This window comes from Rathayibacter sp. AY1B7 (assembly GCF_002932735.1).
Classification (GTDB): domain Bacteria; phylum Actinomycetota; class Actinomycetes; order Actinomycetales; family Microbacteriaceae; genus Rathayibacter.
In genome coordinates this window covers 279,666-297,058 of sequence record NZ_PSWK01000001.1, presented here as the reverse complement: position 1 = coordinate 297,058, position 17,393 = coordinate 279,666, and the positions used below count along the sequence as shown (strand labels likewise).

Sequence of the window (17,393 nt, the reverse complement as noted above, 5' to 3'; positions counted from 1 at the left end):
TCGGCCGCCGGTGCCCGACGCGTCCCCCACCCTCGAGCATCGGAGCACCGTGAGCGCATCGACCGTCCCCGTCTTCCTCGACTGCGACACCGGCATCGACGACTCGCTCGCCCTGGCGTACCTCCTCCGCTCGCCCCGGGCCCGCCTCGTCGGGATCAGCACGGTCAGCGGCAACACCGACGCCCGCCGGGCCGCCGTCAACAGCCTCGGCCTGCTCGCGCTGGCAGGCCGCGACGACGTGCCGGTCGCCGTGGGGGCGCACCACTTCCTCGAGGAGGACTACGCCGGCGGATCTCCGCACGTGCACGGCGACGACGGCATCGGCGGGGTCGCGCTGCCCGAGGGCGGCGAGCCGGTCGACGAGGATCCGGCCGACCTCCTCCTCCGTCTCGCTCGTGAGCACGAGGGCGAGCTGCGGCTGGTCGCGATCGGCCCGCTGACGAATCTCGCGCTCGCCCTCCGTGCGCACCCGGAGATCGCGTCCCTCGTCCACTCGGTGACCGTGATGGGCGGAGCCGCGCTGGTCCCCGGCAACGTGACCGCCGTGGCGGAGGCCAACATCTGGCACGACCCTGCGGCCGCCGCCGAGGTCGTCGCGGCCGACTGGGATCTCACGCTCGTGCCCCTGGACGTGACCATGCGGCACCTGCTGACGGAGGAGGATCGCGCCGTCCTGCTCGCGTCGCCCGATCCCCTCGCGCAGGCCATCGGGCAGGCGCTCGACTTCTACTTCGACTTCTACGTCGGCCACTTCGGCGAGCGCACCGCTGCCATGCACGACCCGATGGCCGCCGCGATCGCCGTCGACGCCGTCGCCCTCACCTCCGCCCCGCGCGTCCACGTCACTGTCGACGCCACCCACGGCCCCGGCCGCGGCCAGACCGTCACCGACCTCCGCGGCATCTACCGCGGCGTCCATCCCTCCGACGCCCGCACCCGCATCGTCCTCGCCCTCGACGCCCCTTTCGCCCCCCACCTCATCGACATCGTCACCGCCGTCTGACCCGTCCGCCGTCGCCCCCGGCATCCACCACCGCCACTCGACAGGCACGGATCCGCCCGCAGCCCGTCCATGCCCCCTGTGCGCGACACGCCCGCTCCGCGCACTACTCGACCAGCAGGCACCGCCCCCAGCGCTTCCGTCTGCGGCAACTCGACCGGCCCGCTCCCCGCGTTCGCGCCATGGGATCTCGATGCGCGCAATGCGCGCGCTACCCGATCAGCATGTTCCGTCGACCGCCGTTTCCGCGGGCCTCCCGCGAAGCGGAGCCCACCCGGACCCGACCGCGAAGCGGAGCCCACCCGGACCCGACCGCGAAGCGGAGCCCGGCCAGACCCGACCGCGACGCGGAGGCCCCCCGCGGCGACCGCGAAGCGGAGCCGTCCTCAAAGCGTGTCCTGGTGGGCGGTCGGCGGGGCCTGGTGGGGTCGATCGCAAGGCGGAGGCGTCGGGCGTAGCGGCGCTACGTTCGTCGCCGACAACGCCGCGAGGGGCCCCACCAGGCCCCGCCGACCCGATTACATGCCGGTGTCGAGGCCGGAGTAGGCATGGAGTCCCTTGAAGAACACGTTGACGACACCGAAGTTGAACATGACGGCGGCGAAGCCGACGATGGCGAGCCAGGCGGAGGGGGTGCCGCGCCAGCCGCGGGTGGCGCGGGCGTGGATGTAGCCGGCGTAGATGGTCCAGATGATGAAGGTCCAGACCTCCTTTGTGTCCCAGCCCCAGTAGCGGCCCCAGGCCTTCTCGGCCCAGACGGCGCCGGCGATGAGCGTGAAGGTCCAGAGGATGAAGCCGAGGATCGTGACGCGGTAGGCGAGGTTCTCGAGGGTGAGGGAGCTGGGCAGGGTGCGCAGGAAGCGGAGGACCGAGCGGGGGCTGTCGCCGGAGGATTCGCGGCGGGCCTGGAGGAGCTGGGTGACCGAGAGCGCGAAGCCGAGGGCGAAGAACGCGGTGCCGAGGATCGCGACGAGCACGTGGATGACCAGCCAGTAGGACTGGAGTGCCGGCGGGAGCGGGACGACGGCGACGTAGTAGTTGACGGTCGCGATGCCGAGGAGCACCAGGACGAGGCCGGTGATGAACGCTCCGAGGAAGCGGAGGTCCCAGCGCAGCTGGACGGCGAGGAAGACGCCGATGATGATGAGCGTCCCGGTCATCGAGAACTCGTACATGTTCGCCCAGGGGACGCGGCCGGCGGCGACGCCGCGGAGGACGGTCGCGGCGAGGTGGAGCACGAAGCCGAGGAGCGTGAGCGAGAACCCGATGCGCATGGTCTTCGAGCGGGCGGGGGCGCGGTAGACCTCGTCCTCGACGCGGCTGCCGATGCGGGAGAGCGTCGCGGTGCGTCCGGAGCCTGCGGCGGCGACGGTGGCCTTGCCGCTGGCCGCGCGGTCGGCGGCGGCCGCGGAGGCGACGCGCTCCGCCTCCTGCACGACCTCGATCGACTCGCCGTCGGCCAGGGAGGCGCGGCGGGCGAGGTCGATCGCGAAGAAGACGAACGCCATGGCGTAGATGCCCATGGCGGAGGAGAGGCACAGCACCGAGTACTGCGAGAGGGTCGCGATCACCTCCTCAGGGTAATCGCTCGCCGCCCCGCCCGCCCCTTCGCGCTTGCACAGACTCGGCCCCTGCCCAGCCGGGCGGCGCCTGTGGAGGGGTCTCCGGCGCGTCCGGGAGCCGGGTCAGTCGAGCGGGGCGTGCCGGTCGGCGATCGTCCGCACGGCGCGCACCAGCTGGGGGTCCTCGCCGCGGGCGAGTCCCGCGTACTCGAGGAGGAGGCCGCCGTCGTCCTGGGCGGTCGCCTTCACCCACACGCGGCGCCGCGGGACGAACAGCGAGGTGAGGAGTCCGGCGAGCACGAGGATCGCGAAGAGCAGCACCCAGCCCTGGGTCGCGTCGTGGTGGATGTCGAACGAGGCGAAGCGCTTGACGCTGTCGGTGCCGATCCGCGTCGGGTCGGCGCCCGTGTTGTCGAAGGTCACGCTGCCGAGCCCGTTCGGGAGCTGGGCCGTGTCGCCGGGCTTGAGGGTGATCGGCGCGACGCCGGTGGTGCCGCCGGTGAGCCGGGTCAGCGAGTCGGTGTTGAGCACGTAGACGGATGTGGGCACTCCCCCGTCGAGGCCGAGGTCGCCCGCGAAGACGTTCAGCGAGAGCACGGGGTACTGCAGGTCGGGGAAGATCGAGGTCGACGCCCCGGAGGCCAGCGTGTCCTGCGTCGGGTAGAAGAAGCCGGTGAGGCCCAGCTGCTCCGAGAGCCCGTCCGGCACCTTCACGACGCCGACGGAGGTCAGGTTCGCGTCCTGCGGGAGGAACGGCACCGAGTCGGTGAAGATCGCCCGGCCGGAGGGGTCGCGGACCGTGATCGTCGGGGCGTAGCCGTTGCCGAGGAGGTAGACGTTCGTGCCGCCGATCGCCAGCGGGTCGTTGACCTTGATCGTGCGGTCCTCGGTGCCCCCGCCGCGCTCGGAGGTCGTGACGTTCGCGGTGAAGTCGACGGGCTGGCCGAGCGCCGACTGGTTCTGCTCCTCGTACTTCACGTCGAGGCTGTCGAGGGTCAGCTGGTACGGGTCGAGCCGGCTGCTGTCGAAGAAGCGGCCGGGGTTGAAGGAGTCGTAGGCCGCGAGGTTGTTCGCGAACCCCTGGGAGCCCTCGACCAGCACGCGCTGCCCGCTGTAGCCGAACCCGCCGCCCACTCCGACTGCGACGAGGATGCCGACCAGGGCGGAGTGGAAGACCAGGTTGCCGGTCTCGCGGAGGTAGCCGCGCTCGGCCGAGACGCTCGACCAGCGGCCGCGCGGGTCGTCGTAGCGCTCGACGCGGTAGCCGGCCCGGCGCAGGACGGAGTGGGCGGAGGCGACGGCCTCCTCCTCCGTCGCGCCCTCGACCTCGCGGACGGTGTAGCCGGCGAGGCGCTGCAGGCGCGCGGGCGTGCGCGGCGGGCGCGACCGCATCGCCTGGAAGTGGTGGCGCGTGCGCGGGACGATGCAGCCGATCAGGGAGATGAACAGCAGCAGGTAGATGCTCGAGAACCAGGCGGAGGTGTAGGTGTCGAACGCCTGCACCCTGTCGAGCAGGGGCGCGAGGTCGGGGTTGTCGACGAAGTACTGGGTCACGCCGTTGGGGTCGGAGGAGCGCTGCGGCACGAGCGATCCGGGGACCGCCGCGATCGCCAGCAGCAGCAGCAGGAACAGTGCCGTGCGCATGCTGGTGAGCTGCCGCCACATCCAGCGGAGCCAGCCGGTGAACCCGAGCGCCGGCTGCGTGACGGTGCCGTCGGAGTCGTAGTGGTCGGCGGGGCGGAAGGAGGCGTCCGTCCTCCGCTGCGCGGCCTCGTCGGGGCGGCGCGTGCTCTCCTCGGGCTCAGATCGCCGGCTGGAAGCCATCGATCACCGCCGAGAGGGATCCGTAGACGAGGGTGTTCCAGATGCCCGTGACCATCAGGACTCCGATCAGGACGAGGGCGGCGCCGCCGAGGATGTTGACCACGCGGATGTGGCGCTTCACGAAGGCGAGCGTGCTGGTCACCCAGCTGAAGCCGAAGGCGACGAGGAGGAAGGGGATGCCGAGGCCGAGGCAGTAGACCAGGGCGAGGAGGGCGCCGCGCCAGGGCGAGCCCACGCCGTAGCTGAGGGCGAGGATCGAGCTCAGCGTCGGGCCGAGGCAGGGCGTCCAGCCGACGCCGAAGACGATGCCGAGCAGCGGCGCTCCGATCAGCCCGGTGGCGGGACGGACCCCGGGCCTGAGCGTGCGCTGGAGGAACGAGAACTGGCCGATGAAGACGAGCCCCATCGCGATCACGACGAGCCCGAGGACGCGGGTGATCAGGTCGGTGTACTGGCGCAGCCAGAAGCCGATCGTGCCCGCCGCCGCACCGTAGAGGACGAACACCAGCGAGAATCCGAGCACGAAGAGGAGGACGCCCAGCACGACCCGGCGGCGTCCGCGGGCCGCACGCTCGTCGGCGTCGGTGAATCCGCCGACGTAGGCGAGGTAGCCGGGCACCAGCGGGAGCACGCAGGGCGACGCGAAGGACACGAGCCCGGCCAGGAGCGCGATCGGCACGGCCAGCAGGAGCTGACCGCTGACGACGATGTCGCCCACGCCGCTACTCCTCCTCGGCGAGCGTGTCGCCCACGAGGGTCGAGAGGATCGACGCCTCCTGGAGCTGGCCGAGGATGCGCGACGCGACGCGCCCCTCCCTGTCGAGGACGAGCGTCGTGGGCACAGCGTTCGGCGGGACGGTGCCGGTGAAGGCGAGCTGCACCGACGAGTCGGTGTCGACGATGGAGGGGTAGCCGAGCCCGAAGGTCTCGGCGAAGGCGGCTGCGGTGGGGGCCTGGTCGCGCACGTTGACGCCGACGAACGACACGCCCTTGTCGGCGAACTCCGTGTTCACCGTCTCGAGGTCCGCGGCCTCGGCGCGGCACGGGGCGCAGCTGGCGTACCAGAAGTTGACGACGACGACCTGCCCGGCGAGGTCGGCGGAGTCGATGGTGGCGCCGGTCTCGTCGGTGCCGGAGAAGACGATGGGGTCGTCCCGGTCGGCGGCGGCGATCTCGGTGACGGTGCCGTCCCCCGAGATGTAGCCCTTGTTGCTGCCGTTGCGGTACTGGTCGGCGAGCGGATCCTCGGAGCAGCCCGTCAGCGCGAGCGCGGCGGCCAGCGCGAGGACGCCCGCTGCGCGGAGCCGCCCCGTCCGGCGCATCAGACCGCTCCCACGTCGGTGGCCAGGCCCTGCAGGCCGGCGGCCGGGTCGGAGTAGCCGACCTCGACGAAGCCGTCCCCGCGCCGCTCGAGGGTCGTGATGCTCGAGAGCGCGCAGCGGCGCTTGCGCGGATCGTGGAAGAGGCGCTCGCCGGCGAGGGCGCGGTGGACCGTCCAGATGGGGAGCTGGTGGCTGACGATCGCGGCGTCGCCCTCCTCCGTGCTCTCCCACGCCGACTCGATCGCCGCGTACATCCGCGCCGAGATGGAGAGGTACGGCTCGCCCCAGCTGGGCTCGAAGGGGTTGCGGAGCCAGGGCCAGTGCTTGGGGTTCCGCAGGGCGGAGCTGCGCGCGGCGAGGGACTTCCCCTCGAAGCGATTGCTCGGCTCGATCACCCGCTCATCGGTGCGGATCTCGAGCTCGAACGCCTGCGAGATGGGCTGCGCGGACTCCTGCGTGCGCTGGAGCGGCGACGCGATCAGCGCCGTGACGTGGCGCCGGCGCTCGAGCAGGTCGTCGGCGGCGGAGCGGGCCATGCGGTGGCCCAGATCCGAGAGCCGGAAGTTCGGGAGTCGTCCGTAGAGGACCCGGTCGGGGTTGAACACCTCGCCGTGCCGCACGAGATGGATCTGATCGGCAACCACGAGCGTCAAGTGTACGGAACGCGGCGTGGGGGAACGCCGGGAAAGGGTCGCCTGAGCCGGACCTGAGCGGAGCCTCAGCGGCGCGCCGAGACCGCCGCCGACAGCCGCCGCACGAGCGGTCCGGGCAGGTGCCGTACCACGGCCATCGGGACCCCGAAGCGCACCGACGGCACCGAGACGACGGAGCCGCGCGCGACGTCGCGGAGGAACTCCTCCACCACCGCGTCCGCATCGAGCCAGAGGAAGGAGGGGATGGAGGAGGTGTCCATCGCCGCCCGCTCGTGGAACTCGGTGCGCACCCAGCCCGGGCAGAGCGCGGCCGAGCGGACGCCGGTGCCGCGCAGCTCGACGGCCAGCGACTGCGCGAAGGCGGTCGCCCACGCCTTCACCGCGGAGTAGGGGCCGAGGTGCACGAAGCCCGCGACGCTCGAGACCGTGAGGATCGCGCCGCGGCTGCGGGTGGTCATCGCCTCGGCCGCCGCGCCCGAGAGCACGGCGACCGAGCGCACCATCACCTCGAAGGCACGGTCCTGGGCGGCGACGTCCGGCTCGGCGAAGGTCCCGTCGATCCCGAAGCCGGCGTTGTTGACGAGGACGCGGACCGGACGAGCCGGATCGACGAGCCGCGCGCGCACGCGCTCGACCTGCTCGCGGTCGCCGAGGTCCGCGGGCAGGACCTCGACCGCCGCGGCGCCGAGGCCGCGCAGTCCGGCCGCCGCCTCCTGGAGGCGCTGCTCGCTGCGGGCGACGAGGACGAGGCTCCAGCCTCGGCGCGCGAACGCCCGGGCGAAGGCGAGGCCGATGCCGGAGGACGCGCCGGTGATCAGTGCGGTGCTCATGCTCCGACGCTACCCGTCGCCGCCCGGCGGCCCCCGAGTAGACTCCCCTACCGTGACCGACGAGACCCGCCTCCCCCGAACCACTGTCAAGAAGCTCGCCGCGCTCGAGGACGGACCCGTCCGCGTGTCCGGCTGGGTCGAGACCGTGCGCGACCAGAAGAAGGTGCAGTTCGTCGTCCTGCGCGACGAGTCGGGTGCCGTGCAGCTGGTGAACCCGGCCGTGCGCGAGGCCGTCGAGGGCGACGACGCGTCGGCTGCGCGCCTCGCGATCACCGAGGAGATCTCCGGCCTCGCCCAGGGCTCCTTCATCACCGTCACCGGCGCGCTCAAGCACGACGAGCGCGTGAAGCTCGGCGGCATCGAGGTCAAGCTCGAGACGCTCGAGGTCGTCGCCGCGTCGATCCCGGAGGCGCCGATCGCGCCCGACTCCGGCATCGACAAGCGCATGGACTGGCGCTTCCTCGACCTGCGCCGTCCCGAGCAGAACCTCATCGCCCGTGTGCAGACCACGTTCGAGCACGCGCTGCGCACGTACTGGATCGAGCACGACTTCATCGAGATCCACACCCCGAAGCTCATGGCGAGCGCCTCGGAGTCGCGGGCCGAGCTCTTCGAGGTCGAGTACTTCGAGACGAAGGCCTACCTGGCGCAGAGCCCCCAGTTCTTCAAGCAGATGGCGCAGCCCGCCGGCTTCGGCAAGGTCTTCGAGGTCGGCCCCGCCTTCCGCGCCGACCCCAGCTTCACCTCGCGTCACGCGACCGAGTTCACGAGCGTCGACGCCGAGGTCTCCTGGATCGACTCGCACGAGGACGTCATGGAGCTGCACGAGCAGCTGATGGTCGCCGGCCTCACCGCCGTCGTCGAGAAGCACGGCGCCGAGGTCAAGGCGCTCTTCGACATCGACCTGACCGTCCCGACCACGCCGTTCCCGCGCATCCCGCTCGCCGAGGCCAAGCGCATCGTCGCCGAGCGCGGCTACGAGGTGCCCCGCGCCGACGACGACATGGACCCCGAGGGCGAGCGCCGCATCGCGGCCTACGTGCAGGAGGAGTTCGGGCACGACTTCGTGTTCCTCACCGACTACGCGTCGAGCATCCGGCCGTTCTACCACATGCGCCGCGAGGGCGACGGGACGATCACCAACAGCTACGACCTCATCTACAACGGCGTCGAGATCTCGACCGGAGCGCAGCGCGAGCACCGCGTCGACGTCCTCGTCGAGCAGGCCCGCGAGAAGGGCCTCGACCCGGAGGAGCTCGAGTTCTACCTCGACTTCTTCCGCTACGGCGTCCCGCCGCACGGCGGCTTCGGCATGGGCCTCTCGCGCGTGATCATGCTGATGCTGAACCAGGCGAACCTCCGCGAGGTCACCTACCTGTTCCGCGGCCCGACCCGCCTGCTGCCCTAGGCGCGCACCACGGTCGCGGGAACCCCGGACCATCGAGACCGCCGCGGACGGCGGGTCCCCTCGACGGGCCGGGGTTCCCTCGCGCCGGCGGCTAGGGAGCCGGCAGCACCACGAGGTCGAGGTAGTCGGCCAGGCACGCCACCATGTCCACCGCGTCGCGCTCGAGCAGCCACTGCAGCTGCACGCCGTCCCAGAGCGCGATGATCGACGCCGCCACCCGCTCCGGATCGGACCCCTCGCGCAGGCGCCCGGCGGCCTGGAGCTCGCGCAGCTCGGCCGTGTACTCGCTGCGGAGGCGGCGGAACCGCGCGGCGAAGAAGTCGCGCCCCGGGTGCTCCTGCGTCGTCGACTCGCCGCAGAGCACGGCGTACAGCTCGATCACTCCGGGCGCCGTCTCGTTGTAGCGGGTCTGCCGCAGGATGCCGGCGACCAGCCCCTCCTCCGGGTCCGGCGGCGAGGAACCGTCGCCCGTGATCAGGTCGCGGTGCTCGAGGACCGCGAAGAGCAGGTCGGTCTTCGACGGGAAGTAGTGCAGGAGGCTCGTCTGGCTGAGCCCGACGCGGTCGGCGACCTCCTGGAGGGAGCCGCGGGCGTAGCCCCGCGCGGCGAAGACCTGGTGGGCGGCCTCGATGATGGCGCGGCGGCGCTCGGCCGACTTCGCGTACGGGCCGCGTCGCCTCGTCGCCTCCGCCATCGACCCCTCCTCCGCACTGGAGGCGCCTCGCCGTGCCCCTCGAACGGCCAGCGTAGCGGCGGCGGAGGAGCAGTGCCGCCAATTTCGAGTACCTACTCGAATTCGTGGTAGCGTCCCGATCATCGCCGGGTGAGACTCCCCGGCTCTCCACCACGACGAAGTGAGGGAAGATGCATCCGTTCACCCGGAGACAGCTCATCGCCGCCGGTCTCGGCACCGCGGCACTCGGGAGCCTGACGGCCTGCGCGACACCGGGCACCGTCTCGGTCAACACGGCGCCGACGATCGCCCCGGCCACCGGCCCGGTCCGCCTGCAGTACTGGGGCTGGCTGAAGGACCTGCAGAAGGTCTGCGACGTCTGGAACGCCTCGCACCCCGAGATCCAGGTCGAGGCCGTCTGGATCCCCGGCGGCAACGCGGGCGGGTACCAGAAGCTCTACTCGGCCCTCGCCGCGGGCGGCGGGCCGGACCTCGGCCAGGTCGAGATCCGCTCCGTCCCCGAGTTCATGCTCGTCAACGGCCTGGTCGACCTCACCCGGTACGGCGTCGAGCAGTACCGCGACCTGTACGACCCCACGCTCTGGGGCCAGGTCAGCTACACGGGCGGCGTCTACGGCATCCCGCAGGACAGCGGCCCGATGGCGCTCTTCTACCAGCCCGAGGTGTTCGGGAAGGTGGGTGCGGAGCCGCCGACGACCTGGGACGACTGGGCCGCGGTGGCGACGGAGCTGCGCGGAGCCGGCTCCTACATCGACTGCTTCCCGCTCGCCGACGCCTCGGTCTTCGCCGCGTTCGCGACGCAGGCCGGTGCGCAGTGGCTGCGCCCGGAGGAGGACGGCTGGGTCATCGACATGACCGACGACGCCACGACGCGCGTCGCCTCCTTCTTCGACACGGCCATCGACCAGGACCTGGTGCAGACCGGCTACGGCGCCTACTCCCCCGCGTGGTTCGCGGCCGCGGCGAAGGGCGGGATCGCCTCCTGCGCCACCGGCAGCTGGGGCGACGCCCTGATCGAGGGGGTCAGCGGAGGCTCGGGCAAGTGGCGCGCGGCTCCCATGCCCGTCTGGAGCGACACCGGCTTCGGCTCGAGCTTCCTCGGCGGATCGACCGCGGCGGTGTTCTCGAGCAGCAAGCACCCGGAGGAGGCGATCGAGTTCGCCGTCTGGATGACCACCACGCAGGAGGGCATCGACGCGATGATCGCCAACAGCGGCATCGGCTGGTCTCCCGCGGTCGGCGAGATCGGCACGGCCCGCAAGGGTCCGAGCGACTTCTTCAGCGGGCAGAACTACAACGAGGACGTCCTCGTGCCCGCATCGAAGGAGCAGAACCCGGACTGGTCCTGGTGGCCCGTCACGCAGCAGTCCTTCAACATCCTCAGCGACGGCTTCCGGAAGAAGGCGTCCGGGCTCTCGCTCGTGGACGCGGTCGCCGAGGCGGAGCAGCAGATCATCACGGTCTTCGAGAACAAGGGCCTGAGCATCAGGAGGGCCTCCGCATGACCACCACGACCTCCCCCGCCGCCGCCGCGGTCGCGGCCACCACGCGGACGCCGGGCGCGCCCCGGCGCAGCCGCGCGGTCGCCCGCGCCCCGTGGATCCTCCTCGGCCCCTTCCTGGCCCTGTTCGTCCTCACGTTCATCGTCCCGATCGTCGTCGCCGTCGGCTCCAGCTTCACGAAGGTGACGCGCTCCGGCCTCTTCGGCGAGGCCGGGGTCACCAGCGGGTTCGCGGGCTTCGACAACTACGCGCAGGCCCTCGCCGACGGCAACTTCATCGCCTCCATCGGGCGGATGTTCCTCTTCGGCATCGTCCAGGTGCCGGTGATGATCGCCCTCTGCACCGTCCTCGCGCTGATGCTCGAGTCGGCGTCGGCGAAGTTCCCCGGCTTCTTCCGGGCGGCCTACTTCCTCCCCTACGGAGTGCCCGGAGTGATCGCGACGATCCTGTGGTCGTTCCTCTACGTGCCCGGCCTCAGCCCGCTCATCGACGCGGCGAACGTGGTCGGGCTCCAGCCCGACTTCCTCGGTGCGGACACGGTGCTCTGGTCGATCGCGAACATCTCGCTCTGGAGCTACACCGGCTACAACATGCTGATCATCGTCGCCCAGCTCAAGGCGATCCCGGTCGAGCTCTACGAGGCGGCGAAGGTCGACGGCGCCTCCACCTGGCGCGTCGCCCGCAGCATCCAGCTGCCGCTCATCCGCCCCGCGCTGGTGCTGACGACGATCTTCTCGATCATCGGAACGCTCCAGCTGTTCGCCGAGGCGCAGGTGCTGAAGACGGTCGCTCCGGCGATCGACAGCCAGTACACGCCGAACCTCAGCGCGTACACCACGGCCTTCGCCTACAACGACTACAACGTCGCCGCCGCCCAGGCCGTCCTGATCGCGCTGGTCGCGTTCCTGCTCTCCTTCACGTTCCTCTCGATCTCGAACAGGAGGTCGTCATGAGCCGCACCGAGACCCCGCCGACCACGACCACCGGAGTCGTCACCGCCGACCGCCCGGTGAAGGCCGGACGCGGGCCCGACCGCTCGGCCGGCCGCAACCGCGCCGCGACCATCATCGTCACCGCGATCCTCGTCGTCGTGGCGGTCTACTTCCTCATCCCCGTCTACTGGGTCGTCGTCGCGGCGACCAAGACGACCGAGGACCTCTTCGCCACCTACGGCTTCTGGTTCGCCCCGACGTTCGCGCTCTGGGACAACCTGACGCAGGTGCTGACCTACGGCGACGGCATCTTCGTCCGCTGGTTCCTCAACTCCGTCCTCTACGCCGGAGTGGGCGCCCTGCTCGCGACCTACCTCGCCGCGGCGGGCGGCTACGCGCTGGCCAAGTACGAGTTCCGCGGCAGCAGGCTCGTGTTCGGGACGATCCTCGCGGGCGTCCTGGTGCCGGGCACCGCGACCGCTCTGCCGCTGTTCCTGCTCTTCAGCCAGATGGGCATCGCGAACACCTACTGGAGCGTGCTGATCCCCTCGCTCGTCTCGCCGTTCGGGCTGTTCCTCTGCCGGATCTACGCTCAGGCGACCGTGGACACCGCGATCATCGAGGCGGCGCGCATCGACGGCGCCGGGGAGCTGCGGATCTTCCACACGCTCGGGCTGCGCATCCTGACTCCCGCGCTGGTCACCGTGTTCCTCTTCCAGCTGGTCGGGATCTGGAACAACTACTTCCTGCCCCTGGTGATGCTCTCGGACACGAACCTGTTCCCGATCACACTGGGACTGAACAACTGGCTCGGACAGGTCGACCGCCTGCCCGAGTTCTACGAGCTGACGACCGGCGGCGTCCTGCTGTCGATCATCCCGCTCGCCATCGCCATGATCGTGCTGCAGCGCTTCTGGCGCGGCGGCCTGACGGAAGGCTCCGTGAAGTGACGACTCCCCCGACGACCTCCCACTACCTGACGGACACCGGACCGGGCTCCGGCCGCCGCCGGGCCCCCCGCTCGTGGCTGCACACCGACGCCCCGGCGCTCCCGCTGGACGGGGAGTGGCGCTTCCGCCTGCTCCCCGCCGCTCCGGGGACCCCGGGCGGCGACGGCGTGCTGCCGGAGGGCGAGGGCGTGGACGCCGTCGGGGACGAGTCGTTCGACGACTCCGGCTGGGACCTGATGCCGGTGCCCTCGCACTGGGTGCTGCAGGGCGACGGGCGCTACGGACTGCCGGTCTACACGAACGTGCAGTTCCCGTTCCCGACCGAGCCGCCGTTCGTGCCGGACGCGAACCCGACGGGCGACTACCGCCGCACTGTCGTGGTCCCGGAGGAGTGGGACTCCGCCGAGGCGGTCGTCCTGCGCTTCGACGGGGTCGAGTCCCGCTACCGCGTCTGGGTCAACGGCGTCGAGATCGGGATCGGCTCCGGCAGCCGGCTCGCGCAGGAGTTCGACGTCACCGGCGTCGTCCGCCCGGGCGAGAACCTCGTCGTGGTCCGCGTGCACCAGTGGTCGGCCTCGAGCTACGTGGAGGACCAGGACCAGTGGTGGCTGCCGGGGATCTTCCGCTCGGTGCACCTGCTCGCGCGCCCCGTCGGCGGGATCGAGGACGTGTGGCTGCGCTCCTCCTTCGTCGGCGGCGCGGGCCGCATCGAGGCGGAGGTGACCGCCGCGGCCGACGCGTTCCCGCTGACGCTGCGCGTGCCCGGGCTCGGGATCGAGACGGTCTGGGCCTCGGCGGAGGAGATCGCCGCGATCGAGGTCCCCGAGGTCGAGTCGTGGTCGGCGGAGGCTCCGCGCCTCTACGACGCGACGCTCGCCTCCGCCGGCGAGACGGTCTCGCTGCGGCTCGGCTTCCGCACGGTCGAGATCCGCGGCGACCGCTTCCTGGTCAACGGCGAGCGCGTCGTCTTCCATGGAGTCAACCGCCACGAGACGCACCCCGACCGCGGTCGAGCGTTCGACGAGGACTCCGCCCGCGAGGACCTCGCGATGATGAAGCGCTTCAACGTGAACGCCATCCGCACCAGCCACTACCCGCCGCATCCCCGTCTGCTCGACCTCGCCGACGAGCTCGGCTTCTGGGTGGTCCTCGAGTGCGATCTCGAGACCCACGGCTTCGAGCGGGTCGGCTGGGCGGGCAACCCCAGCGACGACCCCGCCTGGCGAGAGGCCTACCTCGACCGCATCGAGCGGACCGTCGAGCGCGACAAGAACCACCCGAGCATCGTGCTCTGGTCCCTCGGCAACGAGGCGGGCACCGGCGCGAACCTCGCCGCGATGTCCGCCTGGGTGCACGGCCGCGACCCCGAGCGCCCCGTCCACTACGAGGGCGACTACCCCGGCGCGTACACCGACGTGTACTCGCGGATGTACTCCTCGATCCCCGAGACCGAGCGGATCGGCACCGACGGCTCGCTCACTCCGCTGCTCGGCTGCTCCCCCGGCGAGTCCGCTCGGCAGCGCTCCAAGCCCTTCCTGCTCTGCGAGTACGTGCACGCGATGGGCAACGGCCCGGGAGCGATCGACCAGTACGAGGACCTCGTCGACCGCTTCCCGCGGCTGCACGGCGGCTTCGTCTGGGAGTGGCGCGACCACGGCCTGCGGGCGCGCACGCCGGAGGGCGTCGAGTACTACGCGTACGGCGGCGACTTCGGCGAGGTGGTGCACGACGGCAACTTCGTGATGGACGGCATGGTGCTCTCCGACGGCACGCCCAGCCCGGGCCTGTTCGAGTGGAAGCAGATCGTCGCTCCGGTGCGCCTCACGGTCCGCGGCGACGGCGTCGTCATCGAGAACCGCCGACACGACGCCTCCACCGCCGATCTGCGCTTCGCGTGGCGGGTCGAGCGGGACGGGCGGGTCACCGCGGAGGGAAGGCTCGACGCCCCGGTCATCGCGGCCGGCGACGCCGTGCACGTGGAGCTCCCCCCGCTCGACGTGCGCCCCGGCGGCGAGACCTGGCTCACCGTCGACGCGGTCCTCGACGCCCCGACCGCCTGGGCGGAGGAGGGCCACGTGCTCTCCACCGGTCAGCACCTCCTCGCCGCGCCGTCGGCGGTGCCCGCGTGGACCCGCGCCGTCCGCGCCGCTCCGCCCCTCGAAGGCGGCGCGCTCGGAGTCGCGCGGTTCCGCGACGGCCGGCTCGCCTCCCTCGCCGGCCTGCCCGTCGACGGACCGCGCGCCGAGCTCTGGCGCGCCCCGACCGACAACGACGAGGGCGCGGGCTTCCCCGGCTACGTCACCGGCGACCCGTACGACGGCGACGGCCGCGGGACGCCGGCCCCCTCCTCCGCCGCCCGCTGGCGCGAGGCCGGACTCGACCGCCTGGTCGGCCGCGTGCAGGAGGTGGACGCCTCCGCCGGGCTCCGCCGCGTGACCCGCTTCTCGGCCGCGGACCTCGATGCGGGACTCCTGATGGAGGAGCGCTGGAGCGTCGACGGGGAGAGCACGGTCCTCCGCGTCGACCTCGTGCCGACCCGGGGCTGGGACTCCGTCTGGCCGCGGCTGGGCATCCGGATCGACCTGCCCGCGTCGATCGACGGCGCGGAGTGGTTCGGCACCGGCCCGCTCGAGTCCTACCCCGACAGCCTCCGGGCCGCGCGGGTGGGGCGCTTCACGGCGGAGATGGACCGGCTGACGACTCCGTACGCCCGCCCGCAGGAGAGCGGTCACCGCAGCAGCGTGCGCGAGCTGACGCTGACGGAGGCGGGCTCGCCCCGCCTCCGCATCGAAGCCGCGCGCGACCTGCACGGGCGCCTCCCCGGCTTCACCCTGGCGCGGCACACGCCGCAGGAGATCACGGCCGCCGCGCACCCGCACGAGCTGCCGGAATCGGAGCGCGCGGTCCTCGTGATCGACGCCGCCCAGCACGGCCTGGGCTCCCGCGCGTGCGGTCCGGACGTGTGGCCCGACTTCCAGCTGCGGCCGGAGGCGCGGACGATCCTCCTCCGCTTCACCGCGGCCGGCTGAGCGCCGGGAGAGGACGAGGGAAGGCCCGCGGGATCGCGTCCCGCGGGCCTTCCCTCGTCCTCCGGACGCGTCAGTCGCTCTGCGTGCGCGGCAGCGGTCCGCCGATGAAGAGGTCCGTGTTCATGCGCCGGCGGCGCATCACGACCAGGACGGCCGCGCAGGCGACGAGCGACGCGGCGACCGCACCGCCGCCGATCATCAGCGCGGTGGTCGGCGTGATGCCGGCCGGTCCCGCCGAGGCGGCCGTGCTGATGAAGGCGGTGCGCGCGGCGCTGATCGCGGTGCCGCAGACCTGCTGCGCCTCCCACGGTGCGGCCGTGGTGTCGCTGTCACGGTAGGAGACGGTCACGGCTGCCGTGCGGTGCGACTCGCGGCCGAAGGCGACGACGCAGTAGACGGAGGGGTCGGGGTCGGCGATGACCGCGTCGCCCAGCGCCAGCTCTGCCCAGCCGATGGAGTCGGACTGCACGGCGACGTCGCCGGCGGCCAGGTCGGCGCGGGCCCCGGAGGTCTCGAAGGCGCCCACGGCGACCTCCTCGTCGGCGTCGAAGCCCCAGACGGCGCCGCGGGGCGCCTCGGTGCTGCCGTCGCCGAGCTCGCGCGGCTCGAGCAGGAGGCCGTTGCCGGTGGAGGGCGCGAGCCGGAAGACGACCTTGGCGGCGGAGCCCTGGTCGCCCGTGAGGTCAACCGTGAAGGCGCCCGACTTGGTGATCAGCGCGGTCGGCACGGTCGCGGTGCCGCTCCCCGCCTCGAGGGTCAGCGGGGTCTTGGTGCCGTTCGGGTCGCGGAGGACCGCGGAGACGGCCTCGCCGCTCGCGAAGCCGGTGTACGAGAAGCCGACGCCGTAGAAGCGGGCGAGCTCGACGGTGAGCGCCTCCGGCTGCACGGCGAGCTCCCGGGTGAGGAAGACGTCCGCGGTCGCGGCACCGGCCGCCGGCTTCGCGCCCTCGGTCGAGGTGCCGAGCTCGGTGCGTCCGGGGGCCGACGCCGCCGGAGTGACGGCGCCCGCACCGGAGGAGCCGGCGGTGCCGGACGTGGTGGTGCCGGAGGTGGTGCCGCCGCCGGAGGTGCCGCCGGACGTCGCTCCGCCGGTGGTGCCGCCGCCGGAGCCGGAGCCGGAGCCGCCGGAGGACGATCCGCCGCCGGTGGAGGGCTGACCGCCGCCGGAGCCGCCCTGCTGGCCGCCGCCGGTCGAGCCGCCGCCGGTCGATCCACCGCCGGTGGATCCGCCGCCGGTGGAGGGCTGGCTCGGCTGCTGGGGCGCGGGGTCGACCGGTGCCGGATCGACCGGCGCGGGGTCCACGGGCGCGGGGTCGACGGGAGCGGGCTGCTCGGGTTCTGCCGGCTCTTCGGGCACTCCGGGAACGGACGGCTCCTCGGGGACGCCGGGAACGGGGTCGGAGCCGCCGTCGCCCGGCTGCTCGGGATCCTCCGGCACGCCGGGGATGGTCGTCGCGGCCGGCTGCTCGACCGTGGTCGAGACCGTCGAGGCGGAGGGGGCCGCGACGGCCGCTCCGGGGAGGGCCAGGCCGAGCACGAGCGCCGCGAGAGCGGCGGCGGGCAGGGCGAGTCGGCGGGATGACGGCATGGCGGTTCCTTCCTCCACGGGCGACGATCTGCGTCCGCGCACGGAGGAGCGCACTCCCCCCTCACGAGGGTAAGGGCGAGAGGCGAGCTATCGCGAGCC

14 protein-coding genes are annotated in these 17,393 nt (G+C 72.3%); 6 read left to right on the top strand and 8 right to left on the bottom strand.

The window, feature by feature from the left end:
• Positions 1 to 49: 49 nt before the first annotated feature.
• On the top strand, positions 50 to 1,003 hold the full coding sequence (locus tag C5C95_RS01295) for a nucleoside hydrolase (protein ID WP_104323644.1): 954 nt from the start codon (positions 50 to 52) through the stop codon (positions 1,001 to 1,003).
• A gap of 515 nt (positions 1,004 to 1,518) precedes the next feature.
• Here C5C95_RS01295 and ccsB read toward each other — a convergent pair.
• From ccsB to C5C95_RS01265, 6 genes are all read right to left on the bottom strand, one after another.
• Entirely contained in the window at positions 1,519 to 2,523 is a 1,005-nt protein-coding gene (ccsB, locus tag C5C95_RS01290; protein ID WP_104249832.1) for a c-type cytochrome biogenesis protein CcsB, read from the bottom strand.
• Between the two features lie 162 nt (positions 2,524 to 2,685).
• Positions 2,686 to 4,386 (bottom strand): cytochrome c biogenesis protein ResB, encoded by a 1,701-nt coding sequence (locus tag C5C95_RS01285; RefSeq protein WP_104323622.1) that lies wholly within the window; start codon positions 4,384 to 4,386, stop codon positions 2,686 to 2,688.
• A complete protein-coding gene (locus C5C95_RS01280) occupies positions 4,364 to 5,104 on the bottom strand; it encodes a cytochrome c biogenesis CcdA family protein (protein WP_258072605.1) in 741 nt (246 codons plus the stop codon). Before C5C95_RS01280 ends, C5C95_RS01285 begins: the two co-directional genes overlap by 23 nt.
• 4 nt (positions 5,105 to 5,108) lie before the next feature.
• Positions 5,109 to 5,708 carry a TlpA disulfide reductase family protein gene (locus tag C5C95_RS01275; RefSeq protein WP_104224865.1) on the bottom strand — a complete coding sequence of 200 codons (600 nt, stop codon included), beginning with the start codon at positions 5,706 to 5,708 and terminating at the stop codon, positions 5,109 to 5,111.
• On the bottom strand, positions 5,708 to 6,352 hold the full coding sequence (locus C5C95_RS01270) for a histidine phosphatase family protein (RefSeq protein ID WP_104224864.1): 645 nt from the start codon (positions 6,350 to 6,352) through the stop codon (positions 5,708 to 5,710). Before C5C95_RS01270 ends, C5C95_RS01275 begins: the two co-directional genes overlap by 1 nt.
• A gap of 74 nt (positions 6,353 to 6,426) precedes the next feature.
• Positions 6,427 to 7,191: an SDR family oxidoreductase gene (locus C5C95_RS01265; protein ID WP_104323621.1), complete on the bottom strand. Its 765-nt coding sequence runs from the start codon at positions 7,189 to 7,191 to the stop codon at positions 6,427 to 6,429.
• 52 nt (positions 7,192 to 7,243) lie between these two features.
• Here C5C95_RS01265 and aspS point away from each other — a divergent pair, with 52 nt between their 5' ends.
• Positions 7,244 to 8,599 (top strand): aspartate--tRNA(Asn) ligase, encoded by a 1,356-nt coding sequence (gene aspS, locus C5C95_RS01260; RefSeq protein WP_244229585.1) that lies wholly within the window; start codon positions 7,244 to 7,246, stop codon positions 8,597 to 8,599.
• A 91-nt stretch (positions 8,600 to 8,690) separates the two neighbouring features.
• On the opposite strand, the gene C5C95_RS01255 is transcribed toward aspS, so the two are convergent.
• On the bottom strand, positions 8,691 to 9,293 hold the full coding sequence (locus C5C95_RS01255; RefSeq protein ID WP_244230513.1) for a TetR/AcrR family transcriptional regulator: 603 nt from the start codon (positions 9,291 to 9,293) through the stop codon (positions 8,691 to 8,693).
• A 170-nt stretch (positions 9,294 to 9,463) separates the two neighbouring features.
• Between C5C95_RS01255 and C5C95_RS01250 the strand changes: the two genes are divergently transcribed.
• The 4 genes from C5C95_RS01250 to C5C95_RS01235 are packed head-to-tail and all read left to right on the top strand — an operon-like array spanning position 9,464 to position 15,706.
• Positions 9,464 to 10,798 carry an ABC transporter substrate-binding protein gene (locus tag C5C95_RS01250; protein ID WP_104323620.1) on the top strand — a complete coding sequence of 445 codons (1,335 nt, stop codon included), beginning with the start codon at positions 9,464 to 9,466 and terminating at the stop codon, positions 10,796 to 10,798.
• Complete coding sequence (locus tag C5C95_RS01245) at positions 10,795 to 11,748, top strand: carbohydrate ABC transporter permease (RefSeq protein WP_104225918.1); 954 nt, start codon at positions 10,795 to 10,797, stop codon at positions 11,746 to 11,748. Before C5C95_RS01250 ends, C5C95_RS01245 begins: the two co-directional genes overlap by 4 nt.
• Positions 11,745 to 12,677: a carbohydrate ABC transporter permease gene (locus C5C95_RS01240; RefSeq protein WP_104323619.1), complete on the top strand. Its 933-nt coding sequence runs from the start codon at positions 11,745 to 11,747 to the stop codon at positions 12,675 to 12,677. The genes C5C95_RS01245 and C5C95_RS01240 overlap by 4 nt, the downstream gene beginning before the upstream one ends.
• Complete coding sequence (locus C5C95_RS01235; protein WP_219814732.1) at positions 12,674 to 15,706, top strand: glycoside hydrolase family 2 TIM barrel-domain containing protein; 3,033 nt, start codon at positions 12,674 to 12,676, stop codon at positions 15,704 to 15,706. Before C5C95_RS01240 ends, C5C95_RS01235 begins: the two co-directional genes overlap by 4 nt.
• Before the next feature lie 70 nt (positions 15,707 to 15,776).
• On the opposite strand, the gene C5C95_RS01230 is transcribed toward C5C95_RS01235, so the two are convergent.
• Entirely contained in the window at positions 15,777 to 17,294 is a 1,518-nt protein-coding gene (locus C5C95_RS01230) for a hypothetical protein (RefSeq protein WP_104323618.1), read from the bottom strand.
• Positions 17,295 to 17,393 lie beyond the last annotated feature (99 nt).

Bases quoted from the DNA above. Each gene is read 5' to 3' on its own strand.
- C5C95_RS01285 (WP_104323622.1), bottom strand. From the start codon at position 4,386: ATGGCTTCCAGCCGGCGATCTGAGCCCGAGGAGAGCACGCGCCGCCCC.
- C5C95_RS01230 (WP_104323618.1), bottom strand. From the start codon at position 17,294: ATGCCGTCATCCCGCCGACTCGCCCTGCCCGCCGCCGCTCTCGCGGCG.
- C5C95_RS01275 (WP_104224865.1), bottom strand. From the start codon at position 5,708: ATGCGCCGGACGGGGCGGCTCCGCGCAGCGGGCGTCCTCGCGCTGGCC.
- ccsB (WP_104249832.1), bottom strand. From the start codon at position 2,523: ATGGGCATCTACGCCATGGCGTTCGTCTTCTTCGCGATCGACCTCGCC.
- C5C95_RS01255 (WP_244230513.1), bottom strand. From the start codon at position 9,293: ATGGCGGAGGCGACGAGGCGACGCGGCCCGTACGCGAAGTCGGCCGAG.
- C5C95_RS01240 (WP_104323619.1), top strand. From the start codon at position 11,745: ATGAGCCGCACCGAGACCCCGCCGACCACGACCACCGGAGTCGTCACC.
- C5C95_RS01250 (WP_104323620.1), top strand. From the start codon at position 9,464: ATGCATCCGTTCACCCGGAGACAGCTCATCGCCGCCGGTCTCGGCACC.
- C5C95_RS01245 (WP_104225918.1), top strand. From the start codon at position 10,795: ATGACCACCACGACCTCCCCCGCCGCCGCCGCGGTCGCGGCCACCACG.
- C5C95_RS01265 (WP_104323621.1), bottom strand. From the start codon at position 7,191: ATGAGCACCGCACTGATCACCGGCGCGTCCTCCGGCATCGGCCTCGCC.